The sequence below is a fragment of the Bacillus sp. 2D03 genome (genome assembly GCF_003946765.1).
GTDB lineage: Bacteria > Bacillota > Bacilli > Bacillales > Bacillaceae_G > Bacillus_A > Bacillus_A cereus.
The window spans coordinates 134,630-159,060 of sequence record NZ_RPSJ01000012.1 but is presented as its reverse complement, the minus strand read 5'-3'; the positions used below and the strand labels follow the sequence as shown (position 1 = coordinate 159,060).

Sequence of the window (24,431 nt, the reverse complement as noted above, 5' to 3'; positions counted from 1 at the left end):
AACTTTAATTAGCCCTCACCTAACTTCTTTGCTTCCACTGAATTTTGACGTAGGGGTCTTACTGCCTGACAAATAGCGGGATAAATAACTTCTCCGCATAAGGATTAAAAAACATTCCAAGTTCATCTAGAGATTTCCTCACCTGTAAAAACGAATGAAACTCTGGATATATATATTGTAATTGCTCATACGATAATGTATGCATTTTCCCCCAATGTGGACGCCCTTCATACTTCAGAAAAATCTTTTCCACTTCGCCAAAGTAAGCAGCATATTTCATACCTTTATACATATGAACAGCGATATATGCTGAATCTCTTCCATAGGCCGGACTAAGCCATATATCATCCCCTTTCACATAGCGGCATTCGATTGGGAAGTGCACCTTATACTTTTTCTTTTCAATAAGATTTGAGATTTCTTCTACAACCGTCCTCATATACTTTGAAGGAATGCTATACTCCATTTCATAAAATGGCACCGTACGTGATGTAGCAAATACTTCATAGCTCGGGCCAATTATTTTTGTGTTTGGTACAGCTTTAGCTGATAATCGACTCACTCCTTTACTTATAGAAGGAAACCATTTACATCCTTTAGATAGTAAAGAGAACATCCTATTTTCAAGTAACTCTACCTTTAGTTTATGCCATTTCAAATCACTGCCTTTATTCGTTGTTTCGTTCGTAAGTTTCACTTGTACTTCATCAGAATAAGGAAAAACGAAAAATTCAAAATGACGATGCTTCTTATATTCTTCTAGTTTGTTCATTACAGTGGATAATGACTGTTTTTCACTTTCATAAACGAGTGAATACGCTGGAATAACCTTCAATTTTACCTTTACAATGATACCTAACATTCCAAGTGACAACTGAAACGCTCTCCAATATTCTACGTTCTCAGCTTCCGAACAAACTATACTCTCACCATTAGATAGAACTGCCGTAATCTCTATAACTTGTGTTGATAAACTCCCAAAGGTAATACCCGTTCCATGAGTCCCCGTACTAATCGCTCCTGCAATAGATTGCGAATCAATATCCCCTAAATTTTCTTGCGCATAACCTTTTTCCTCAAGTAACTTCCCTAAATCATATAACTTTGTTCCTGCCCATACTTCAGCAACCATCTTCTCTGCATCAATATTCACAATACCCTTCAATTCATCTAAAGAAACTAAAACTTCTTCCGTTTGCACAAGGGGGGTAAACGAGTGTCCTGAACCGACAACACGAATTTTCTTTCCCTTTTTTCGCGCAAGCCCCACAACTTCTACTACATCTTGTATACTTTCTGGATACATCGTATAATGCGGCGTTCCTTCTACATTCCCTGTCCAATTTCTCCACTTTTGTCCCTTTATAGAAAGCATTGGCCATCCCCCCGATATGTTGAATACTCCCCGACAATCTCTCCTTTTTTAACACGATACAAAAAAGGAAAGCGTTCACATAATTCACCAGCCTTACTATGACGAAACAAAATGGTCTCTCCTATATCCACTCGTTCCTCGCCGTTATAAAAAATTGGCGTTTGTACCTCGCCAGCACCTTCTAAAGCTAATAATTTTGCACCCTTCGGTCTCCAAACTTCAGGCTCTTTATCTTTTCCAACTGCTCCTGAAGCAATATATCCACCACCTAGGCAAGTGTAAATAAACGGGACTGGTTTACGCACAACTGGTAAGGCAAATCCGACCGCTGGATGAAATTTCACCTCTTTATAATAATCAAACAGCTTCGGAGAATAAAAAGCAGAACCTATTGTAATCTCTGAAACTGAATTATCTTTCTCGGTTGTTTTTATGCTTCCTGTTCCGCCTCCATTTACAAACCTTAGCTCAATACCAATGTTTTGTATTGCTTTTACAATATGTTCTCTTCTTTCTTTAACTTCTAGCACTGATTTCTGCTTTAAATACGAAATCACTTTACTTTTCAACCATTGATTCGGTATATAATCGCCCACCCCGGCAATTTGAGCTTCATATCCCATTACACCATCTAACATTAAATATGATGACCTTCTCACCTTTTCTACTACTTTCAACGCATCCTGCACATTTTTTACTGGGGACCTTTGTACACCAAAATGAAATTGAAAGAAGCGACTACTCATATCAATATCCAAACAAACACGAAAACATCCTTTAGATTGCTCAGCAATGTTTTCTAAATACACAATATGCTCTTCACAATCCACCATACAAGTTATAATGAAACCTTTCTTTGTTAACAAACTAATTTCATACAGAGCTCTTTCATCGTAAGCAGGATATCCAAGCAATAAATCATTAAATCCTTGTTCTATTAAAAATAAAATCTCTCTAGGTGAAAAGCACATAATACCTTGAAATCGATTATTTGTAGCTAGTATCTTTTGCATAATCGGAACAGAGCGTAACGATTTACTCGCTATACGAATCTTTTTATTTCCACTTAACTCTATAATCGATTGAATATTTCTATCTAAAGCCACTTCATCCAAAAATGCACACGGTAATGGAACTTCTTTAAAAATTCCTCGATCCACATTTTTCTCTCCTCTTCTCAATATGTCTTATACATATTGGAAAGAAAGTGTGATTTTCCTGTTTGCAAATAAAAAAAGTTTCTTCTTTACGAAGAAACTTTTTGAAACTACTTCATAGAAATAGTCGCCTCTACTGGATAATGATCAGAGTAATCATTATACATATATTTTTGGAACCATGATGTAACAGTCCATTGTGGAGATTGCGGCTGTAACACCTTATTCTCTATATACGATGGGTTCGCATGGTCTTTACTTGCAATAATATAATCTAAATACTCAGCAGGACTATCAGGGAAATTATATTTTGCAATACTGTTTGTCGTTGCGTCCCAAGTCGCTGTATGTCCAGTATAAGATGGTACAGAAGCGTTCAATGTTTTAAACATAGATGCATACTCTGAGTCATTCTTGTTCTCTGCATTTATTTTATTTACGTTCATATCACCACCAATTAACACATACTCATTATTTGGTATATTTTTATTTTTAATAAAGTCTTGAATTTCTTTTAATTGGTCTGTACGTACAGATGCAGGTGAAGTTTTTCCGCACATACTATCTTCCGCTTGCAAATGCGTACCAATTACATGAACAAAGTGATCATTTTTCTTAATTTTCGTGTATACAAATCCTTTATTCGATAAATTATCTGGCCCGCATCCTTTTGCAAATACATATTGAATCTTTTCAGCGATTGGCCATTTGCTCACAATCGCAACGCCACCATCTTCAGGAGTTGAAGATGAATAGTTTCCTAACGTTTTATCCCATTCACTTCCACTACTACGACCTAATACTGCTGTTTGATTTGGATATTCTTTCTTCAAATTCCCTAATAAACGATCTGATGCGCTATTATCAAACACTTCATTTAATATAACTACGTCTTGATTCTTTATATAATCTGCCGCCCCGATTAAATCAGCACGCTCAGTTTGTCCCCAGTTCGGATATAAGTTTGTTGATAGCATATATACATTATGCGTCATCACTTTTAATGTATCGTTTTGATTTGTAGACGCTTCTGCTTGAGCTGACGTTCCGCTATATAAAGCTCCTAGACCAACACCTAAGCTAAGTACACCTTTTAGCAATTTACCTTTCACGTTTCATACCTCCATGTATTGTATAGTGATAAAAAGGCCAAATACTCTATTCTGAGATTTGACCTTTTTTAAATACTTAACGATTTCCGTACGTATCAAACCAAAGCTGAATATATCCAGCAGTAACACGTTGTGCATCCATTAAACGCTTACCTGTCATTGGTGTAACTTCAGCGCGCCATTTATCTGCATATTCTTGTGATACAGCAGCTCTCACGAACCAATCTTTCGTATTATCATTTACAATGCCAGCGTAATCTTGTTTCGCAACTACTGCCGCTCCATGAATCCAATCTTCTGGATTCGTACCTTTCCAGTTCCAATATCCATTTCCATCCGTTACTTTATAGTTATCTTTTATCGTATCTACAAAGTTTTCATATTTAGAATGGAACCCTTGTGGATACGAAAGGTTCGTAAAGTTTGCTGCATGCATCGGTTGGTTTACATCCCCTAGATAATGAAGAGATAATCCTAAATAGAAGAATGCTTGTTTCATATCTTTATTTTTGTAAGACTCACCAGCTAATTTAAAATACTTAGCTCCAGTTTCCTTTGCCTGCTTTGCATACGGAATATAAGTTTTCCCATTGTCAGGGTCATAGAAATGTGAAGCAAATGTGCTATTATCATAATAAGGATTTTCATAGTCAGCAGCATAAATACCATTCTCTAACTCCGTACGCCATTCATTTAATAGTGCAACTCGATCTTGTTTTACAAGTGTTTTATTACGAGACATAATATCAATTGCACGGTTTACAATCCATAAATGAGAATTCACGCCTTCTTTATGTTTATCTTCAGCAGACCAGCGCGGAATAACTCCAAATCTCTGTCCCCCATCATTTTCATGAGCAAATGCAACACTTTGTAATGGAGCAACTAATGTAATAGCTGCCGCTAAAGCAAGTACTTTCTTTTTCATATAAAATCCTCCATTTTATAATTGAATTATTGTAAACATTTTGTTAGGATCCTATGATGTCGTCCGGTTAACCTATGACTAGAATATCCCACCTTTCACGAAATTTCTATCAATAAATTAAAATATGCAAATGTTCATATCATTATAACTTTATACACAGTGAATATAATGAATGAATACACTTTCATTTTAATAAACTATTATTAAGGCTTGTCTAAACTAATGTAAAAAAAGAGTAAAGCATCTGAATGCTTTACTCTTTTTTTCTATTCGATAATATACTTGGCAATTGTACATTAACTGCTAACTTATGAATAAATCCAAACACTAATCCAATCCCAATAAATATGTATAAGATTGTAAATATCTTTCCGAAATCAGTTTGCGGACTAAAATTCCCATCACCGACAGTCGTCAACGTGACCACACTAAAATATAAAGCGTCAATAGGACGTAATTCTTCAACTGTACTATAAAAAATCGTACCCGATATTAAAGTCAAAATTGTTAATACGAATAATACTTGAAATTCTTTATCTTTCCACGCTCGTAAACAGGCTCTTAACATTCGCTTTAAAGTTAACAAAAATGAAAGCATTAGATTCTCCCTTCCAAACAAAAATACATTTAGTCAAAGGAAAGTCTATCACCTTTCAGTATAGAAAAAAAGTAGCCCTCTTCTATTTCTAGAAAAGGGCTACTCTATTCGATTCTATCTTATTTAGGTGAAACAAGAATTTTCACTTGTGTTTTATCTTTTACAAGTGCTTCAAATCCTTCTTCAACAACTTGATCGACTGTAATTTTTTTCGTAATTAATTTCTCTGCTTGAATTTGACCAGAGCTAATTAATTTAATAACAGCTGGGAAGATGTGACGGTATCCTAAAATACCAATAACTTCTTTTTCTTTTAATACTAAGTTATTTGGAGTAATTGTTGCGTCTTTTTCCCATACACTAACAATTACAGTTTGTCCTTCGAAGCTTGTACTTTCAATCGCTTGACGTAGTACAACTTCAACACCTGTTACTTCAAAGCTAACATTTACACCTAAACCATTTGTTAAGTTACGAATTTCAGCTAACACATCTTGAGTTGCTGGATTTAATACATAATCCGCACCTGCTAATTTCGCTAACTCTTGACGTTCTTTAGAAAGTTCAACTGCAATAACAGGAGTTGCTCCTGCTGCTTTAGCTGCTTGGATAACAAGAAGTCCAATTGGACCGCAACCAAATACTGCTACAGCTTCCCCTTCTTTTAATTTACTTTGACGTACTGCATGAACTGCTACTGCTGCTGGTTCTACAAGCGCACCTTGTTCATACGTCATTTCATCTGGAATGTGATGAACCATATCTTCTGGTACTACTGTATATTCAGAGAAACCGCCGCCTTCTCCGCCAAGACCGTGGAAAACAAGTTGTTCACAAACATTGTAATGTCCATGTTTACAAGCTTCACATTTACCACAAGAATAAATTGGTTCTACAACAACGCGGTCTCCCACTTTATGAGATGTAACTCCTTCACCAATCTCTATTACCTCACCACTAAACTCATGACCTAAAATAACAGGTGCTTTCACATGTGTTAATGGATGTTCTTCTGTTGGAATAAAAATAGGCCCTGCTAAATATTCATGCAAGTCTGTCCCACAAATGCCACACCATTTAACTTTGATTTTCACTGTTCCTGGTTTTACTGTTGGTTCTGGTACTTCTTCTACTCGTACATCACGTTGATTATGCCAAAGTAGTGCTTTCATTTTATACATCCCTCTCTATGTATATACTTAACCTGGTGAAGTTTACAATTCTATTATAATACTTCTATCCATATATTTCAAAAAAACAATCGCATCTCTACTAATTTTTTACAAATAACGTTCAATATTTTGTCACTTTGTACTTTTTTCCACATCTGTTAATTCAATTTCATTGCAGGTGAAATTAGCATTGTGCCATAATAGCATAGGAGAGGTGAATATCGCTTGAAACATTTTATTTACTTTATCGTTATCGTGGCTTTTTTAGATACATTTTCACAATTACCTATTATGAGTACTTTCGCTCAAAGCCTTGGAGGAACCCCTCTTATTATCGGGCTAGTTGTCGGTATGTACTCATTCGCTAATATGATCGGTAATATTATTGCTGGAGCAGCTGTCGATAAATTTGGTGCAAAAAAAATCCTTTATATAAGCATGGGAATTACGAGTTTCATAGTCTTGTTATACACCGTTGTTCAAAGTGGTGAACAACTATTAGTTGTTCGCTTTATGCATGGATTTAGTGATGGCTTTTTAATTCCTGCTGCCTTTACATTCTTATCAAAACAAACAAATGCAAAAAGACAAGGAAAAGCAATGGCTCTATCTGGTGCTGCTGTTGGAACAGCCGCAATCGTAGGACCGGCTTTCAGCGGTATTATGAAAGCAACAGCTGGCGTAGAATGGGTCTTCATTACTATTTCTATTTTAATGGCTCTTGGTACGATCGTATCTCTATTCTTCTTACCAAATAACGTATCAAGAAAAGATACATCAAGAACGCAAATGATGAACAAAGAAGATATGGTTGAACTTTTAAAATCAGAACCGTTATTACAAGCATATATTGGTGCTTTCACATTAATGTTTTCACAAGGAATTGTCACTTATATGTTACCAGTAAAAGTTGAGGCATTAGCGCTTAAAGCATCCACAACAGGCATGATGTTAAGTGTATTTGGTATAACTGCTATCCTCTTCTTCTTGCTTCCAACAAATCGTATTTACGATCGATTTAATCGTTCGAAACTAATGCTAATCGGAATTGCAGTTATGGCATTCGCATTATCTTTACTCGGATTATTTGCTACAAAAGGTATGCTCTTTATCGTAATGATGATTTATGGAATTGGATTCGCAGTCCTCTTCCCGTCTATTAACGCTTTACTCGTTGAAAATACTACAGACGATAATCGCGGAAAGGCATTCGGATTATTTTATGCCTTCTTCTCATTAGGAGTTGTTGCTGGCTCCTTTACAGTCGGCGCAATCGGAGCATCACCTAGCATCAGCTTCATTATCGGGACAGCATTTTTATTAACATTTGCTGGGATGATTTATGTAAGAAGCAAAGTAAAAAAGACAATGATGGGATAATCCATCATTGTCTTTTTTAAAATGCATATTGATATAATCCGTAATATAATGGAAGCGTTGGAATAATGCCAATTAATTTAAATATAAAAGGTAACGGCTCATCTCGCTCTTCATATAAACGAAAAACAAAAACTGCAGTTAAAGTCCAAATGACGCTAAACAAGAAGATACATTTCCAAACAATTGAGGTTAATATTTGTATATCAAATACAAAACCAAAGAGCCCTATCCACGTAATAATAGAAACTACAAAGTCAAACTTTTGAATTGGTGTTTGAAACATGCCCCTTACTAACGAAATAATAGCTAACATTGCTACAATAACTAAATATATTTTCCAAAGCATTATGATAATCTCCTATTCAATTCAACTTTTAACTTTCAATAAGCCGTATTTAATAAACAATATAGCATTATATTTTTCATAGAAATAATACAATGGATAACAAAATAAGAAGAAAATAAGTACAGTTGGTACATCATCTATAATAGAAAAATATTTTACTAGTAATTCCTTAATACTCTCTCCAATTATAATAAACAGTGGAATGATACAAATTGCTGCTAATATTAAGCACGGTGTGATTCTCATTTCTTTTAACTTCACCTTGCAGTGTGGACATCTGAATGAAAAAGGATGCGGGAGATCAATAATATGTTGCGCAGTAATCTCTCCTTCACACTGTGGACATTCAATTATTTCTTTCATTTAACTCAACTCCTTTCTATCTACAAAAAGAGCACTATCCAATAGCGCTCTTTTACTGCCGAATATATTACTTTTGTGTGTAACCAAGTAACAATGTAAATAAATTAAACTGTAAAGGCAATACTACATTTCTTCTTTTACAAAAAAGGTGTATAAATACCGACGATACTTCGACAATTTCCTCGGAAATATTTCCTTTCCCCACATAATTTGATACACTACATATGAACAGAGACTTGTATTACATAAGCTAAAATAATAACTTACTGTACAAATTAAAAAGCACACTCTTCATATGAAGAATGTGCTTTTATGTTATTAGCGTTTAATCCAAACAGCGCCTGCCGATTTATCTTCTGCCTGTCCAACAACTTGGAATTTAAGTCCAAGGTTTGGAACTTTTCTTCCTGCGTCTGCAATTTGCTTGTTACTATATACTTTTGAATCATCAAAAGTTGTAACACCTTGTAATCCAGAATAGTTAAACTGACCACGTGTTAATGAATTTACACTCCATGCTGGTGTTTTATCAAATGAAAATGCAGCATCTGCAATTTGCATGCCCGTATTACCGTATGCTGGTTTCCCGTTTAAATTACCAACTAGCGCTTCTGGATGAGAGTCAACAACACCAAGGAATCCTTCACCTGGATGCATCCCAACCCAGTTATCTTTAAAGCTATCATCTGCATACCAAACGACAAGACCTGTATTGTACACTGGACCTTTTCCTGCTTTTAATCCATTATCTGATCCCGCATAGTTTCTCCATTCTAAGTAGTAATAATGAGCTTTCTTCTCTGTCCCATCAGAAACAACAAAACCATTTAAATTCATTTTAGACTGTCCTTCTGCATCATCAGAAAATACAACTTGTCCATCAACAGTTACATTTACATTATCCATCGCAAAACCTTTATATGTTACAGCCGGATCTGTAATATAGTCGAATTGTAGTTTCACTTTTTTGCCTTTAAATTGACTTAAATCATATGATTTATCAATCCATTTCCCATCTGTTGTATCTTTATCTCCTTGGACTACTTTTTCTCCAAGTCTATCAATTAACGTCTTCATTCCATCTTCTGTTACTGCATGTACTTCGACGAAATCGCACTCTGCTTCTAACTCATAATTTGCTTTATAATCGAATTCTGCATTTGTTCCCTTTGTTAAATTAAAGAATGGTGTCTCTAACGTTGTATGCATATCATCGCCTCTTGTACTATAATATGCATGCTTTCCAAACTCCGGTTTAATCGTTTCAACACTTTTACCTGGCAAGTTAACACGTACAACGCCTGGACGATTTGATTTCGTAACACTTTGATCAATATAGGTAGGAACTCCCACACCACTCTTAATTTTATCGTAATCTACTTCTAATATTTTTGCCCAGTTGCCACCCATATTCTTTTGTAAAAAGTCTTTATTTTGTGGTGAAAAACTAGTCGGCTCTGTTCCTGCGATTTTCCCTGTCCAACTACCTCCACTCATTAATGACCAAGCTTCGACTGGTGAACCATTTCCAGTATATTTCGTGTCATATTCATCTGGTAATCCAAGATCATGTCCAAATTCATGTGCAAACACACCTACAGCTCCATCTTCCGGTTCAATTGTGTAATCATGTGCTGCGACTTTACCACCAAAGTAATCTACCTTTGATTTCGTACCTTCAATCGCTACTGGATCTACTGCTAATTTTGAACGATGTGACCAGATCGCATCATCACCTAATTTACCACCACCAGCTTCTTGACCAACACCAGCATGGATTACCATTAAATGATCAATTACACCGTCAGGTTCATTTTGATTCCCGTCCCCGTTTGTATCATATCTATCAAATTGATCAAACTGGGATAAATCTAGTCCTTTCTCAGCAGCTGCATGCAAAGCTTCTTTCACTAAATCACGTGCACCTTTTGGACCTTTGTTATCGTGACCACTGCTACCATCAGCTCCATAATCAGATGCTTTTCCTGGAACAGTTAGCCACTCCGTTACATATCCATCTGTCGTATAACTACCACCAGACTGCTCTTCATAGTATTGTTTAAACGTTTTTACTTTTGAACCATCAAATAAAGTATACGGCTCATTACCGAACAACATCTTTTGATAATGTTCTCTACTAAAGTCTTTCGAATACATATAACCTGGTGTTTGATCAATATTATTATGTTTATAATCACTAAATTCAACGAGTAGCACTAATACTTTATCCGATCGAACAGATCCCTTATATGGAGCTTGCTTTGCTTTTGAAGTTGGAACTTGCCCATTCAATTGCTGTTTATTTGGTTCTGGCTTTTGCTCAAGGCTAACATTTTTTTCAGCCTTTTTTACATTTTCCTTTTCTTCCATCTTTTTCTCTTTTACTTTTTTTGTGAAATCAGACGTTTCTTGTGAGTGAGCATCTGGAAGAATTTCTTTATTCGCCTGATCTCCTTGTTTCTTTTCAATATATTGCTCAACAGCTTTTTTCGTCTCTTCTTTAGAAGAGGCTGGATTAATTGTTCCTCTTTCTTTCAGTGCTTCCGCTAAACGATCTTCTTGAATTAAATTGTAATCAATTGGTGTTGTAGATACATTATCTTTCTCTTTTGCTGCCGTTTCTGCATATGCTAACGGAGCACTCATTACAGATGTACATCCGATAATTGCCGCAATTGCTAATGATGACAACACTTTAAATGGTGCTTTTCTTCTCATTCCATTTCTCCCCTTTTATAAAACTTAAAATTCAGATAAATTGGTGCATTTTTGTCGAAATCTCTGTTTACTACCCTCCCTATATAAAAAGACATAATTCTATAAACATTAAGCTTTTTGTTATAGAATCATGCCCTCCAGTTTTCTGGTCAGACCCTCTATCTTTTTATCCCTTGGTTCAATTAATAATCAGTGTGGGGATGAACAAATCCCCCACTGATTAAAGTTTCACTTTATGTCGAAATATGAAAAATAAAGAGTTATGTGATATATATTAAATATCTTATATAACAAATTTAAAAGACAATATGCAAAATTGCATGAAAATTCTTTTAAATAAAAAAAAGAATCCTAGTCAATTAAACTAGGATTCTTGCTTTTCTATTATTTCTCTTGTGTTTTTTCCCAATCAGCTAAGAATTTCTCAATTCCTTGATCTGTTAATGGGTGCTTCACTAATGAAGCAATTACGTTTGCTGGGATTGTTGCAATATGTGCACCGTTTAATGCTGCGTCAGTTACGTGAACACTGTGACGTACAGATGCTGCAATGATTTCTGTTTCGATGCCATGAATTGCAAAGATTTCTGCGATTTGACGAATTAAATCCATACCGTTATGACCGATATCGTCTAAGCGACCTAAGAATGGTGAAACGTATGTTGCACCAGCACGAGCTGCAAGTAATGCTTGAACTGCTGAGAACACTAATGTAACGTTTGTACGAATTCCTAAATCAGAGAACGCTTTTACTGCTTTTAAACCTTCTGTTGTCATTGGAACTTTTACTACAACGTTTGGAGCAATCTTCGCTAGTTCTTTTCCTTCTTCAATCATCTTATCAGCTTCTAAGCTAATTACTTCTGCACTTACAGGTCCTTCTACAACGTTGCAAATTTCACGAATGCGTTCGTGGAAATCTACGCCTTCTTTTGCTACAAGTGATGGATTTGTCGTTACTCCAGCTAATACACCTAATGCATTTGCCTCTTTAATTTCGTTAACGTTTGCTGTATCAATAAAGAATTTCATTTGTTGTTCTTCCTTCCTAATTTTCATTTTATATTTATTTATTTTTCTTAATAAGCTCTAATTCAATCGGAATAGATTTGTCCACTTTTTTACCTTGTGTTATCTCTTTTGCTGTTTGCATCGCCTTCTCTCCGATTAATTCTGGTTTTTGAGCGACTGTTGCAGCCATACGCCCATCGTTAACCGCTTTCACAGCATCTTCTGTTGCATCAAATCCAACAACTACTACATCTGTTTTTCCAGCAGACTTCAATGCTTCAAGTGCACCTAATGCCATCTCATCGTTATGAGCAAACACGGCTTTAATATCGCTATTTGCTTGCAAAATGTTTTCCATAACAGATAATCCTTTCGCTCTATCAAAATCAGCCGCTTGTTTTGCAACTACTTTTAAAGACTTATCGGCTACGTTATGGAATCCTTTCCCACGTTCACGAGCAGCGGAAGATCCAGGGATTCCTTCTAACTCAGCAACGTTTGCTCCTTCGCCAACTAATTCCCGAATGTAATCACTAGCCATTTGACCACCTTCGATATTGTTAGAAGCAATGTGAGAAACAACCTTACCTGAATTCGCAACGCGGTCTACTGTAATAACAGGAACATTTGCTGCATTTGCCGCACTTACTGCTGAAGCAACAGCATCTGAATCGGTCGGATTAATAACAACTACATCGACACCCTTTTGAATTAAATCTTCAACATCGTTCGTTTGCTTTGCTGCATCATTTTGTGCATCAACAGCAATTAATTCGATGCCACTATCTTTCGCTTTCTTTTCTGCACCCTTTTTCAAAGTTACAAAAAAGGGATTATTTAAAGTTGAAACAGAGAATCCAACTTTAATAGTTTTATTTCGACCTTTATCGCTAGAATCCTTTGCCCATTCTGGCGGTTCCATTGAACAACCAGCAGTAATGACCATAATACATGCAACGAGTATAAGTAACCATTTCTTCATGAACTGTCCCTCCATTACGCTTCTTTTCTGCGATCAATTAATACAGCTAGTAAGATTACAAGTCCTTTTACAACTTGTTGGAAGAAAGAAGATACACCCAATAAATTTAAACCGTTATTTAGTACACCGATAATAAGTACACCGATGAATGTACCAACAATCCATCCTCTTCCCCCAGAAAGACTTGTTCCACCTAATACAACTGCTGCAATTGCATCTAATTCATAAGAAGTACCTGCAGTCGGCTGTGCAGAATCTAATCGTGATGTTAAGACAATACCTGCAAGCGCTGCCAAAATTCCGGAAAGACCGTAAATCATTACTTTAATTCTCGTAACATTAATACCTGATAGTGCTGCTGCTTCTTCATTTCCACCAATTGCAAATGTACGGCGACCAAATGTCGTTTTCTTCAAAATGAAGTACAGTACTGCGAAAGCGATCATCATTGTAACAGCTGGTACCGGAATACCAAGAAAATAACCGCGGCCAAACATTTGGAACATTAAATGATCACCAAGACCAGTGATCGGACGTCCGTCCATATAAACAAGCGTCAACCCACGAAAAATAGTCATTGTTGCCAAAGTTGCAATAAATGGAGCTACTTTTCCTTTCGCAATGATGATACCGTTTACAATGCCCATTACAAGACCTGCTAATAATCCAACTGCCATTGCAAGGAACGGATCCATGCCACTTGCCATCATTCCAGCAACAAGTGCACTTGATAATGCTAAAATAGAACCTACCGATAAGTCAATACCCCCTGTTAAAATTACGAAGGTCATTCCGAATGCAATAAGCGCATTAATCGATACTTGACGCAGTATATTAAATAAATTTGGAATTTCAATGAACGCTGGATTTAAAGCTGTAATTACGACGATAATTAATACTAAACCGATTAAAGAACCGAGTTGTTGTAATACATTCCCCTTCTTAGCCATCCTTACTCTCCCCCTGTAGCTAGTGCCATAATAGACTCTTGTGATGCCTCATCTTTCTCTAAAATTCCGCCGACTTTTCCTTCATGAATAACAAGAACTCGATCACTCATCCCTAAAACTTCCGGAAGCTCAGATGATACCATAATAACGGCATCGCCTTGCTCTGTAAGCTTATTCATAATAGAGTAAATTTCTTTTTTCGCTCCAACATCAACACCTCTTGTTGGCTCATCTAAAATGAGTAATTGCGGATGAATGCCTAGCCATTTTGCGATTACAATCTTTTGCTGATTTCCACCAGAAAGAGATTTCACTGCCTGCTCTCCGCTAGATGCTTTCACATTAAGAAGCTTCATCATATCCTCTGTAAACTGTTGTTCTAGCTCATTGCTTAGAACACTTCCCTTTGAAAGACTTTCTAAATTCGGTAAAGCTAAATTTTCTCGAATTGAAAAATCTAACACTAATCCTTCAGACTTTCTATCTTCTGTAATAAAAGCAATTCTTTGTCTAATTGCATCTATTGGACTATCAATCTTTACCTCTTGTCCATTTATAAAAATTTGTCCAGAGTCTAAAGGTTCGTATCCAAATATCGCTTTCATAATATCTGTACGGCCAGCTCCCATCAAACCAGCTACACCAAGGATTTCACCTTTCCTCACTTGAAAAGAAACATTTTCAAATTTCCCTTTCTTCGTTCCGTTACGCATTTCAAAAATGACATCACCAATTTGACTATTTCGCTCTGGATAACGTTCACCAATGCTGCGCCCCACCATCATACTCACTACTTCATCAAATGATGTTTCTGGAATTAATCTCTTTCCGACGTATTCTCCATCACGCAAAATCGTAATAGCATCACATATTGAGAAAATCTCTTCCATACGATGCGAAATGTACACGAATGAAACACCTTCTTTACGTAACTTATTGATTACTGTAAAGAGCGTTTCGATTTCACGATCCGTCAGTGCCGCAGTAGGTTCATCCATAATAATAACGCTCGCGTTGGTCATTAATGCTTTCGCAATTTCGATAATTTGCTGTTGTCCAACCGATAATTCCTCTGCTAACATAGCGCCTCTTACATGCAACCCTAACTCCGCTAGTTGCTGCTGCGCAATGGCGTTCATTTGTCGAGTGCGTAAAATACCTGTTTTCCCATACATTAACTCTTTACCGAGAAACATATTTTCAGCTACTGTTAAATTCGGCAATATGTTTAGTTCTTGATGTATAAATGCGATGCCGTACTCTTCAGCTTCTTTCGCATTTTTAAAGGTGCGCTCTTGCCCATCAATCGTGATTGTCCCACCATCTTTTTTGTATACACCTGTTAAAATCTTCATGAGCGTTGATTTACCCGCTCCATTTTCCCCCATCAATGCATGGACTTCTCCTGTTTCAATCATAAACTGTGCATTCTTCAAAACAGGATTTCCATTGAACGCCTTTGAAATGTTTTTCATTTCAATATGCATTCCCATCACTTCCCTTTATTAAAAAATCACGCCTGCATGTAAAATTACATTTGCATAAGGCGTAGCCTCGCCTGTACGAATAATCGCCTTCGCTTTCTTTGTATGCTCTTTAAATTGCTCATGAGATACATACTCAAATGCTGGCTCTATTAATTTCTGCTCTATTTCTTTATTTACTTCCGCATTATTTATAATGACTTCTTCTGCTAACGTCACTTTTTCGATTGCCATATCATCAGCTACAACTTGTAACACCTCTAAAAAACTCGGTTTTCCAATCTCAACAGCTAAATCAATTCGTTTTACTCCATCCGGAATCGGTAACCCGCAATCAGCAATTACAACCGTATCTGTATGCCCAAGTGAAGCAAGGACTGCCGCGATTTCACTATTTAATACACCATGCTTTTTCACCCAACAATCACCTGCACTTCACGTACTCGATCTCTCGTTGGCATACCGCCCTGTGCTCCAAGTTTCGTTACAGAAAGACCACCGGCAATATTCGCGAAACGAATTGCTTTTTGAAGTGTCTCTCCTTCAGAAAGTGCAACTGCTAACGCACCATTAAATGTATCACCAGCTCCAGTTGTATCCACTACATCAACAGCAATGCTAGGAACATGTACAATCTCCGTCCCATTATGGAAACGAACACCGTTAGAACCTTCTGTCATCAATAGTTTATTTGGATATTTAGCCAGTAAATCTTCAATTGGTGAGATGAAATCATCTAATACGATGCGGCACTCATGTTCATTTGGCGTAATATAAGTTGCCTTTTCTAAAATTTCTTCTGATAAAACTTGTGCTGGCGCTGGATTTAACATAACAGGAATATTATGTTTCTCACAAATAGCCAATACATATTTTACTGTTTCAAGTGGAATTTCTAGTTGAAGAACAACCATATCCGCTTTTACAAGAAGGTCTTTGGAGCGATCTACAACTGACTTATTTACAAGAGCATTTGCCCCTTGTACGACAACAATACTGTTATCTTCTTCTGCTAAAACGATATGAGCAATTCCTGTCGTTCTATCTGTAACCGGTACCACATAATCGATAAAAATGCGTTCGTTCTCTAAATTTTTTCTAACTACTGTTCCATAATCATCATTTCCTACCGCTCCAACCATTGCTACATTTGCTCCTAATCTAGCTGCAGCAACTGCTTGGTTTGCCCCTTTCCCTCCTGGGATTGTATGAAACGCTTCACCAATTACTGTTTCTCCTGCTTTCGGCCGTTTTTTTGAAACAGCCACTAAGTCCATTGAAATGCTCCCTACTACTGCAATATTTGGCATCTGTTTCATCTCCTTACTTCGTTGTATTTCGTTCTATAATTTCAATCGGCAAACGATAATGTTTCTCTTCTAATGTATTTCCTTCCATTTGCTCTAACAACAACTCTGTTGCAATTTTCCCCATTTCATATATTGGTTGTGCAACTGTCGTAATAGATGGATACATCATTTCCGTTAAAGAAATGCCATCAAATCCGATAATTTGTAAATCATCTGGAATGGCAATCCCCTTTTGAAGTGCAGCCTTTACAATACCGATCGCAATTAAATCATTCCCAGCAACAATACCATCAATATGCGGGTATTCTTCTAATAATTCCATCGCTACACGCTCACTATTTGCTGGATCAAACGTACTCTCTGCAATCATATACGAAAGATTATTTTGCGTAATAACGTCTACAAAACCCTCAAAGCGTTCATTTGCAGTACTCACATCACGTGGACCGCGAATATGTGCAATATATTTACATCCTTTATCTAGTAACAACTTTGTCGCAGCCTGACTTCCTGCATAGTTATCTGCATATACAGTAGGAATACGCTCATTAAACATACGGTCAATCGCAACAACCGGAACAGATACATTCATGTAATTAACACTATTTTGTGGATTCGTTGCTACAATAAATCCATCTACATTATTTTGTCTAAGCACATCAATATATTGTTTCTCTTTTTCTAAACTTTCATCAGAGTTACAAAGGACAACTGTGTAACCTTGTTTATGTGCTACATCTTCTACGGCACGTGCAACTTCCGGAAAGAATGGATTCACGATATTTGGAACAACTAAGCCAATTAAACGAGACTTTTTATTATACAGTGAACGCGCTACTGTACTAGGCTTATAATCTAACATCTCAATTGCACGTTCTACCTTTTTTAATGTATCTTCGTGAACATATCCATTTTTATTTAGAACTCTGGAAACGGTCGCAACAGATACTCCCGCTAATTTCGCAACGTCTTTGATCGTACTCATTCTCTTTTCTCCTCATTTCATGTAACCGTTTACAGAAAATAATATAACGTATTTCTAAAAATACGTCAATCATTTCTCACTAAAAAGCTTTTGAGGTTATACTCAAAAAAGCACCGCCATAAGGCGATGCTTCTTCATTACGAGTATGATACAGTTTTTTCTTTTTCTTCTACAACAGGCTCTTTAGCATCTTTTTTACGATCTGATAATTTAATTTTTTGTAAGAAAATCGTAAAGATAGCACCTACTACGATAAATACTAATCCTGTTAAGAATACAGTATGAAGCGAGTCTACTAAAGAGTTTTTCAAAATAGGTACAATACTGTTAGCGAACGCTTCTGGCATTTGTTTTAATGCCTCTGGGCTAAATAGCATCGAATATAAACCTTGTGGATCTGTGTGAATCATATCTTTAAATTTCGTTACCATTTGTCCCGCTTCTTTCGGGAATGTATCTAATACAGGTACTAAATTCTTTGTTAATGTCGTACCTGAAGTGTTATTCATAATTGATCCTAAAATTGTAATACCAAATGTACCACCGATTTGTCGGAAGAACTGACTTGATGATGTTACAACACCAAGGTCTTTTTTCGGGAAGCTTTCTTGTAACGCTAATGTTAATGTCGGCATTACAAGACCCATTCCTAAACCGATAACCATCATATAAGAAGTAGCTGTAAGCTTCGTTGTGTGCATATCCATCGTTGTTAATAACCAGAAACCACCGGCCATAATAAGCATACCTGCGATAATTTGTGGTTTTACACCAACTTTTAATACAAGTTGCCCACCGATAATACTCATCACAATCATTGTAATCATCATTGGAGTCATAATTGTTCCTGATTCAGCAGCACTTACTCCTACAATACCTTGCATGAAGAATGGTACGAACATAATCGCGCCGAACATTCCAATACTCATAAAGAATCCAATCGCATTCAGTATTGTAAATGTGCGATTTTTAAAGAAATGCATTGGTAAAATTGGCTCTTCAGCTTTCGTTTCAACGATAACAAAGCTAACGATACCAATTACAGCTAGTGCAAATAAACCGATAATTTGCCAAGAATCCCATGCATAATCTTTTCCGCCAAACGTTAGCGCAAGTAATAAACTTACAACACCGAGAATCATCGTAAAGATTCCAGCGATATCAATTTTAATTGGTCCTGTTTGTTTATGCGATTTTAATCCCATTGCAATAAAGATTGTTGCTAAAATACCAACCGGTAAGTTAATGTAGAATACCCATCTCCAGTTCACTGCATCTACAATCCAACCACCAACTTGTGGTCCAATTACAGAAGCAAGGCCGTATAACGCACCAAAAATACCTTGCCATTTTGCACGTTCTTTCCCCGTGAACATATCTCCAATAATAATCATAGCCATTGGCATCATAATACCGCCACCAAGACCTTGAATACCACGGAAAATAATTAATTCTGTCATACCATTTGCCATACCACATAACGCCGAACCAATCATGAAAATAACTAGCCCTGTTATATATACGTTACGACGACCAAGTAAATCCGCTAATTTACCTGCAATTGGTACAACTGTCGTTGATGTTAACATATAAGCTGTTGTTAACCATGTCATTAAACTTAATCCACCTAGGTCACCGACGATACGTGGCATTGCTGTACCAACAATTGTTCCATCTAATGCAGCAAATAGCATCGCGATAATTAAACCGATTAACAACAACTTTCTATTTTGATTTTCTTGTTGCTCCATGTAATCTCCTCAATTCCTCTTAGTTATTCTCTTTTTTCTCTTGTGTCCCACAAATAATGGTTTCTAACTTCTCAAAGAGACGTAATAAATCTTCTCTTTCTTGCAACTCTAAATGTGAAAAGTATTTTGCAATATGCTCGTTACGAGCTGTCATTGCCTCTTCTACTCTAGCTTTCCCCTTTTTCGTTAACTCGATGATGACAACGCGACGGTCATCTTTGTCGTGATAGCGTTCTACAAGTTCTTGATCGATTAGACGATCAATCATCACTGTAATCGCGCTAGGCTTCACATACATCTTTTTCGCTAATGTTGTCGCTCTTGAAGCCCCATAATGATCTAAAATCTTTAAAATATAAAACTGCGGTGGTGTAAGTCCTGTCGCTTGCATTTGTTCTAATAACTCCGTCTGCATTTTCTTTCCAATCGAAAAGGCAAGAGCTTGAATTTTATCGATATGCGTCATATCATTTGGCATGTTATCCACCTCTTATTTAAACAATAAAATATTTAATGTATTTAAATATTAATCCCACGAACAAAATCCGTCAATACTTTTATTCATAAAAACGTTTACATTTTTGTCACAAAGTTGTATAATTTTCGACGAAGTTAATATTGACAGTCACGGAGAAACGGAGTACACGGCTATGAATCATAAAAAAGGAAACTTTTTTATATTTCATGGCCTTTTTATGTTCTCTGTCTTAAAACGCTTCGAATTAATTAGGGGAGGATTTTCATTTTATGTTTTTCACACAATTATTTAAACCTGCGCCCCACGCGGAACGCTTACCAGCTGATCGCGTTGATAGCGAATACCGTAAATTACGTTTACAAGTATTCTTAGGTATCTTCATCGGTTATGCAGGTTACTACTTTGTTCGAAAAAACTTTTCACTAGCAATGCCATACTTAATCGAGCAAGGCTTTAGTAAAGGGGAACTTGGGGTTATCCTTTCAGCAGTTTCTATCGCTTACGGATTAAGTAAATTTCTTATGGGTATCGTATCCGATCGTTGTAATCCTCGCTACTTTTTAGCAGCTGGGCTATTTTTATCAGGTATCATTAATATTATTTTCGGCTCATTTTCTTTCATTACAACGAGCATTATACTTATGTTTGTACTTCAGTTTTTAAATGGATGGGTACAAGGTATGGGATGGCCTCCTTGTGGTCGTACGATGGTTCACTGGTTCTCTATTAGCGAACGTGGTACAAAAATGTCTATTTGGAACGTCGCTCATAATGTTGGCGGAGCGCTTATGCCTTCACTTGTAACATTAGGCTTATACTTCTTCGCAGATGACTGGAAAAGTATTTTTTACTTCCCAGGTATTCTTTCAATTTTAGTTGGTATTTATGTATTAATTACGATGAAAGATACACCTCAATCTTGTGGACTACCTTCTATTGAAGAACATACTGGAGAATATCCACCAGATGAAAAAGTAAAAGATCGCGAACGCGAGCTTTCAGTAAAGGAAATTTTATTTAAATACGTATTAAACAATAAGTTTTTATGGTACATCGCTATTGCGAACGTTTTCGTATATTTCGTACGTTACGGCGTTGTAGACTGGGCTCCTACTTATTTAGTAGAAGAAAAAAGCTTTACTCATAGTAGCTCACGTACTGCTTACGCTCTATATGAATGGGCTGGTATTCCAGGTACACTTCTTTGCGGATGGATGAGTGATAAACTCTTTAAAGGACGTCGTGCACCTGCTGGTATTCTATTTATGGTTGGTGTATTTATCGCAGTTCTTGTTTACTGGTTAAACCCTCCTGGTAATCCAATGGTTGATAGTATCGCACTTGTCGCAATTGGATTTTTAATTTACGGACCGGTTATGTTAATTGGTCTACACGCTCTAGACTTAGCACCAAAGAAAGCTGCTGGAACTGCAGCAGGCTTAACTGGATTCTTCGGTTACTTAGGCGGAGCTGCTTTTGCTAGTGCAGCTATGGGCTTTATCGTAGATGCATTCGGATGGGATGGCGGATTCATCTTATTACTTGCATCTTGCGTACTTGCAATGTTCTTCCTTGCTCTTACTTTAAATACAGGGTCAGTAAAACAAAAGCAAGCTTAAATAATATATAACAAGCATAAAAATAGCTCTTAGCATTTACATACATGCTAAGAGCTATTTTTTATTTTCATTGCTGTTCCTACTAATGATAACAACCAATTCCTTCCCTACTATAAGATTAAAAGATTTGATGAAACACCTTTATTAAAACAGCTAACGTAACAGATGCAGCAAATCCCCCTAAACAAATAAGACTGACACCTTGGCTATATGACAAATTTTGAAATGATTTCATTGCTTCCATCCTCCCTATCTCCCCTTTGATACTTTTATTTTACCAATGGGAAAAATTTCATAACATCGATTTCTCTAACAACTAACTTACAAATTTGTAAGTTAACATCTTTTCAACTTATATATCTAGTATTTCCACAAATAAGAGTCATTTATACATAAAAAAAGACCTCAGTTATACTAAGGTCTTCGTTACGTTCTATTTCATTTTATAATCATCACTGGACATTTCACACGCTTTGCTATTTTATGACTTACACTTCCCAGCACCATTTCTTGCAGTGTATTGAGCCCTCTACTTCCAGCAATGACAAGATCTATATCTCCTGTATTTACATATTGAACAATTGTATCTCCAGGATCACCATGTAATATCGTAATTGTATAAGAAATGTTCTCTTTCTTTAATAAACCTTCAATCTCTTTTAATTTATCTTTTCGACTAGCCGATATTGTTTCTAAATCTGTTTGACCTTGTATAATATCTGATTTTGCCGTTCTATTATCTACTACGTACACAACTTCAACATTTGTTTCTTCGCTACATTTCGCAATATATGTTGCATGCTCCGCTGCTCGAAGTGCATGTTCAGAACCGTCACATGCTAATATAATTTGTTTGTACATATGCTGAATCCCCTTTTCGTTATCCTATTCGTATTATATAATAAAGCCCCCTAAAAAGGAGGCTTTTAACTAGCAATTCTTTTATTATAAGTAGCTAAATTTGCAACAAGTTTTGAACTACGTTCATTTAATCCTGTTATACTTACTTTCACACCACTTTGTTCATACTTCATGATAACTTTATCAATTGATGCCACTGCCGAATCATCCCATACGTGCGCATGAGTAAAGTTCATTTCGATTTCTTTTACATCTTCATTAAATGAAAAATTATTTATAAAGTCGGCTGTAGATGCAAAAAAAAGTTGACCGTGAATTTCGTATATTTTCTTATTTTCAATATATAAATGTTTCACGTGAATCTTTGCCATATTGAATGCAAATAAAACCGCACTAATTACTGTTCCGATAATTACACCTAATGCTAAATTATGTGTAATTAAGACAATCACAACTGTTACAATCATAACAAATGCGTTTCCTTTTGGTACTTTATGAATTGTTGTTACAGAGTTCCAATCAAACGTTCCGATTGAAACCATAATCATAACTGCAACTAAAGCTGCCATCGGAATATGAACGACATAATCTCCTAAAACAAATAGTAATACGATTAAAAATCCGCCCGCTACAAATGTTGATAGGCGACCTCGTCCACCTGATTTAATATTAATAACAGATTGACCGATCATTGCACAACCTGCCATTCCTCCGAAGAAACCAGCAACAATGTTTGCGATCCCTTGACCGCGTGCCTCTTTATGCTTATTACTTTCCGTATGCGTCATATCATCTAAAACTGAAGCTGTTAATAATGATTCTAGTAAACCGATAATTGCAAGCATAACTGCATACGGTAAAATAATCCCTAATGTCTCAACTGTAAAAGGCACGTCAGGAATGCTAAAGAATGGTAATTCTTTAGGCAAGCTTCCCATATCTCCTACTGTTTTCAACTGTAGTCCGCTCATAAGTGCAATACTCGTCACAATAATAATTGAAATAAGCGTAGAAGGTACAGCCGTTGTAATACGTGGAAATAAATATATAATTGCAAGTCCTAATACAACGAGTGCATACATTTGCCAAGTTGCATTTTTAAAATGTGGCAATTGCGCTGTAAAAACTAAAATTCCAAGTGAATTTAAAAAACCACTCATAACAGATTTCGGAACAAACTTCATAAATGAGCTCAGTTTGAACACGCCAAAAATAATTTGGACAATACCTGTTAATATTGTTGTAGCAAATAAATATTGCAAACCATGATCTTTAACGAGCGTCACCATTAATAATGCCATTGCACCTGTTGCAGCTGAAATCATCCCAGTTCTTCCGCCAACAAATGAAATGGTAACTGCAATACAAAAGGCTGCGTATAACCCAACGGTCGGATCCACACCAGCGATAACAGAGAAGGCTATCGCTTCAGGAATTAATGCTAAAGCAACGACAATTCCTGATAACACGTCCCCTCTCACATTAGAAAACCAATCATTTTTTATCGTTTGAAACAAAATACCACTCCTCTACTCCTTTATCATTTGATTTTCTCCATAAGAAAATCAGCCGACTGCACGAAAGCTATTATATAACGAGTAGAAGATTTTTTACTATGTAAAAGTTTCCTAAAAAGATGTTACCTTCGTAGCTTCTTTTTTAGGAAACTTTAAATATACTATCACCTATTGTTGATTTAACGTACAATGATTTAGGATTCTACAGTATGTCAAATGAAGAGAACTTTGTTTGGATGGATGGATGGATGAAAAATGCACATGTAATTTAGTTCATTTAATTGAATAATCCAAGGATCAAGATATTAGCTACCAAGGGAATTCATTTAAAGTT

Annotated in this window: 23 protein-coding genes; 2 read left to right on the top strand and 21 right to left on the bottom strand. The window is 36.3% G+C overall.

The annotated features are described in order from the left end of the window. Positions 1-58 precede the first annotated feature (58 nt). The 6 genes from EBQ15_RS23985 to bdhA form a co-directional block, all read right to left on the bottom strand. Positions 59-1,375 (bottom strand): D-arabinono-1,4-lactone oxidase, encoded by a 1,317-nt coding sequence (locus tag EBQ15_RS23985; protein WP_000948953.1) that lies wholly within the window; start codon positions 1,373-1,375, stop codon positions 59-61. After that, positions 1,363-2,535 (bottom strand): amino acid deaminase/aldolase, encoded by a 1,173-nt coding sequence (locus tag EBQ15_RS23980; protein WP_000373762.1) that lies wholly within the window; start codon positions 2,533-2,535, stop codon positions 1,363-1,365. The genes EBQ15_RS23985 and EBQ15_RS23980 overlap by 13 nt, the downstream gene beginning before the upstream one ends. 107 nt (positions 2,536-2,642) lie before the next feature. Further along, positions 2,643-3,644 (bottom strand): sphingomyelinase C, encoded by a 1,002-nt coding sequence (sph, locus tag EBQ15_RS23975; RefSeq protein WP_000676788.1) that lies wholly within the window; start codon positions 3,642-3,644, stop codon positions 2,643-2,645. A 76-nt stretch (positions 3,645-3,720) separates the two neighbouring features. Beyond that, positions 3,721-4,572 carry a phospholipase CerA gene (cerA, locus tag EBQ15_RS23970; protein WP_000730996.1) on the bottom strand — a complete coding sequence of 284 codons (852 nt, stop codon included), beginning with the start codon at positions 4,570-4,572 and terminating at the stop codon, positions 3,721-3,723. Between the two features lie 253 nt (positions 4,573-4,825). Next, entirely contained in the window at positions 4,826-5,170 is a 345-nt protein-coding gene (locus EBQ15_RS23965) for a potassium channel family protein (RefSeq protein WP_000948209.1), read from the bottom strand. Between the two features lie 119 nt (positions 5,171-5,289). Continuing rightward, positions 5,290-6,342, bottom strand: a complete 1,053-nt coding sequence (bdhA, locus tag EBQ15_RS23960; protein WP_000645827.1) for a (R,R)-butanediol dehydrogenase — start codon at positions 6,340-6,342, stop codon at positions 5,290-5,292. Positions 6,343-6,567: 225 nt separating this feature from the next. Between bdhA and EBQ15_RS23955 the strand changes: the two genes are divergently transcribed. After that, entirely contained in the window at positions 6,568-7,722 is a 1,155-nt protein-coding gene (locus EBQ15_RS23955; RefSeq protein ID WP_000680155.1) for an MFS transporter, read from the top strand. 16 nt (positions 7,723-7,738) lie between these two features. Here the strand turns inward: EBQ15_RS23955 and EBQ15_RS23950 are convergent, their stop codons facing one another. The 12 genes from EBQ15_RS23950 to EBQ15_RS23895 all read right to left on the bottom strand — a co-directional run bounded on the left by EBQ15_RS23950 (position 7,739) and on the right by EBQ15_RS23895 (position 20,100). After that, positions 7,739-8,068: a hypothetical protein gene (locus tag EBQ15_RS23950; protein ID WP_000964465.1), complete on the bottom strand. Its 330-nt coding sequence runs from the start codon at positions 8,066-8,068 to the stop codon at positions 7,739-7,741. 21 nt (positions 8,069-8,089) lie between these two features. Beyond that, entirely contained in the window at positions 8,090-8,431 is a 342-nt protein-coding gene (locus tag EBQ15_RS23945) for a hypothetical protein (RefSeq protein ID WP_000658666.1), read from the bottom strand. Positions 8,432-8,749: 318 nt separating this feature from the next. Next, complete coding sequence (gene inhA2 / locus EBQ15_RS23940; protein WP_001252960.1) at positions 8,750-11,149, bottom strand: M6 family metalloprotease immune inhibitor InhA2; 2,400 nt, start codon at positions 11,147-11,149, stop codon at positions 8,750-8,752. Between the two features lie 384 nt (positions 11,150-11,533). Beyond that, positions 11,534-12,181 (bottom strand): fructose-6-phosphate aldolase, encoded by a 648-nt coding sequence (gene fsa / locus EBQ15_RS23935; RefSeq protein ID WP_000667697.1) that lies wholly within the window; start codon positions 12,179-12,181, stop codon positions 11,534-11,536. A 34-nt stretch (positions 12,182-12,215) separates the two neighbouring features. After that, positions 12,216-13,142, bottom strand: a complete 927-nt coding sequence (gene rbsB / locus EBQ15_RS23930; RefSeq protein ID WP_000758976.1) for a ribose ABC transporter substrate-binding protein RbsB — start codon at positions 13,140-13,142, stop codon at positions 12,216-12,218. A 14-nt stretch (positions 13,143-13,156) separates the two neighbouring features. Then, positions 13,157-14,092: an ABC transporter permease subunit gene (locus EBQ15_RS23925; protein WP_001074641.1), complete on the bottom strand. Its 936-nt coding sequence runs from the start codon at positions 14,090-14,092 to the stop codon at positions 13,157-13,159. A 2-nt stretch (positions 14,093-14,094) separates the two neighbouring features. Then, a complete protein-coding gene (gene rbsA / locus EBQ15_RS23920) occupies positions 14,095-15,579 on the bottom strand; it encodes a ribose ABC transporter ATP-binding protein RbsA (protein WP_016117168.1) in 1,485 nt (494 codons plus the stop codon). Between the two features lie 18 nt (positions 15,580-15,597). Continuing rightward, a complete protein-coding gene (rbsD, locus tag EBQ15_RS23915; RefSeq protein WP_000716151.1) occupies positions 15,598-15,993 on the bottom strand; it encodes a D-ribose pyranase in 396 nt (131 codons plus the stop codon). Continuing rightward, the gene (gene rbsK, locus EBQ15_RS23910) at positions 15,990-16,886 is read right to left on the bottom strand and encodes a ribokinase (protein ID WP_001132869.1); all 897 of its coding nucleotides are present in this window, start codon (positions 16,884-16,886) and stop codon (positions 15,990-15,992) included. Before rbsK ends, rbsD begins: the two co-directional genes overlap by 4 nt. 13 nt (positions 16,887-16,899) lie before the next feature. Beyond that, positions 16,900-17,871 (bottom strand): ribose operon transcriptional repressor RbsR, encoded by a 972-nt coding sequence (gene rbsR, locus EBQ15_RS23905; protein ID WP_000104060.1) that lies wholly within the window; start codon positions 17,869-17,871, stop codon positions 16,900-16,902. Positions 17,872-18,008: 137 nt separating this feature from the next. Continuing rightward, entirely contained in the window at positions 18,009-19,622 is a 1,614-nt protein-coding gene (locus EBQ15_RS23900) for an MDR family MFS transporter (RefSeq protein WP_000437641.1), read from the bottom strand. A 19-nt stretch (positions 19,623-19,641) separates the two neighbouring features. Continuing rightward, positions 19,642-20,100 (bottom strand): MarR family winged helix-turn-helix transcriptional regulator, encoded by a 459-nt coding sequence (locus EBQ15_RS23895; protein WP_001132365.1) that lies wholly within the window; start codon positions 20,098-20,100, stop codon positions 19,642-19,644. A gap of 269 nt (positions 20,101-20,369) precedes the next feature. On the opposite strand from EBQ15_RS23895, the gene glpT reads away from it, so the two are divergent. Next, on the top strand, positions 20,370-21,719 hold the full coding sequence (gene glpT, locus EBQ15_RS23890; RefSeq protein WP_000466384.1) for a glycerol-3-phosphate transporter: 1,350 nt from the start codon (positions 20,370-20,372) through the stop codon (positions 21,717-21,719). Positions 21,720-21,837: 118 nt separating this feature from the next. Here the strand turns inward: glpT and EBQ15_RS23885 are convergent, their stop codons facing one another. The 3 genes from EBQ15_RS23885 to EBQ15_RS23875 all read right to left on the bottom strand — a co-directional run bounded on the left by EBQ15_RS23885 (position 21,838) and on the right by EBQ15_RS23875 (position 24,097). Continuing rightward, entirely contained in the window at positions 21,838-21,954 is a 117-nt protein-coding gene (locus tag EBQ15_RS23885) for a DUF4027 family protein (RefSeq protein ID WP_000834733.1), read from the bottom strand. A gap of 203 nt (positions 21,955-22,157) precedes the next feature. Then, positions 22,158-22,580, bottom strand: coding sequence for a universal stress protein (locus tag EBQ15_RS23880; RefSeq protein WP_000277998.1), 423 nt, complete (start codon positions 22,578-22,580; stop codon positions 22,158-22,160). Between the two features lie 65 nt (positions 22,581-22,645). Continuing rightward, positions 22,646-24,097 (bottom strand): SulP family inorganic anion transporter, encoded by a 1,452-nt coding sequence (locus tag EBQ15_RS23875; RefSeq protein WP_000487914.1) that lies wholly within the window; start codon positions 24,095-24,097, stop codon positions 22,646-22,648. Positions 24,098-24,431 lie beyond the last annotated feature (334 nt).

Coding starts and splice junctions, on each gene's coding strand:
- cerA (WP_000730996.1), bottom strand. CDS start 4,572: ATGAAAAAGAAAGTACTTGCTTTAGCGGCAGCTATTACATTAGTTGCT.
- EBQ15_RS23950 (WP_000964465.1), bottom strand. CDS start 8,068: ATGCTTTGGAAAATATATTTAGTTATTGTAGCAATGTTAGCTATTATT.
- EBQ15_RS23945 (WP_000658666.1), bottom strand. CDS start 8,431: ATGAAAGAAATAATTGAATGTCCACAGTGTGAAGGAGAGATTACTGCG.
- EBQ15_RS23900 (WP_000437641.1), bottom strand. CDS start 19,622: ATGGAGCAACAAGAAAATCAAAATAGAAAGTTGTTGTTAATCGGTTTA.
- EBQ15_RS23925 (WP_001074641.1), bottom strand. CDS start 14,092: ATGGCTAAGAAGGGGAATGTATTACAACAACTCGGTTCTTTAATCGGT.
- EBQ15_RS23895 (WP_001132365.1), bottom strand. CDS start 20,100: ATGCCAAATGATATGACGCATATCGATAAAATTCAAGCTCTTGCCTTT.
- EBQ15_RS23885 (WP_000834733.1), bottom strand. CDS start 21,954: ATGAAATCATTTCAAAATTTGTCATATAGCCAAGGTGTCAGTCTTATT.
- EBQ15_RS23965 (WP_000948209.1), bottom strand. CDS start 5,170: ATGCTTTCATTTTTGTTAACTTTAAAGCGAATGTTAAGAGCCTGTTTA.
- bdhA (WP_000645827.1), bottom strand. CDS start 6,342: ATGAAAGCACTACTTTGGCATAATCAACGTGATGTACGAGTAGAAGAA.
- inhA2 (WP_001252960.1), bottom strand. CDS start 11,149: ATGAGAAGAAAAGCACCATTTAAAGTGTTGTCATCATTAGCAATTGCG.
- rbsR (WP_000104060.1), bottom strand. CDS start 17,871: ATGAGTACGATCAAAGACGTTGCGAAATTAGCGGGAGTATCTGTTGCG.
- EBQ15_RS23985 (WP_000948953.1), bottom strand. CDS start 1,375: ATGCTTTCTATAAAGGGACAAAAGTGGAGAAATTGGACAGGGAATGTA.
- rbsB (WP_000758976.1), bottom strand. CDS start 13,142: ATGAAGAAATGGTTACTTATACTCGTTGCATGTATTATGGTCATTACT.
- rbsK (WP_001132869.1), bottom strand. CDS start 16,886: ATGCCAAATATTGCAGTAGTAGGGAGCATTTCAATGGACTTAGTGGCT.
- EBQ15_RS23880 (WP_000277998.1), bottom strand. CDS start 22,580: ATGTACAAACAAATTATATTAGCATGTGACGGTTCTGAACATGCACTT.
- fsa (WP_000667697.1), bottom strand. CDS start 12,181: ATGAAATTCTTTATTGATACAGCAAACGTTAACGAAATTAAAGAGGCA.
- rbsA (WP_016117168.1), bottom strand. CDS start 15,579: ATGCATATTGAAATGAAAAACATTTCAAAGGCGTTCAATGGAAATCCT.
- glpT (WP_000466384.1), top strand. CDS start 20,370: ATGTTTTTCACACAATTATTTAAACCTGCGCCCCACGCGGAACGCTTA.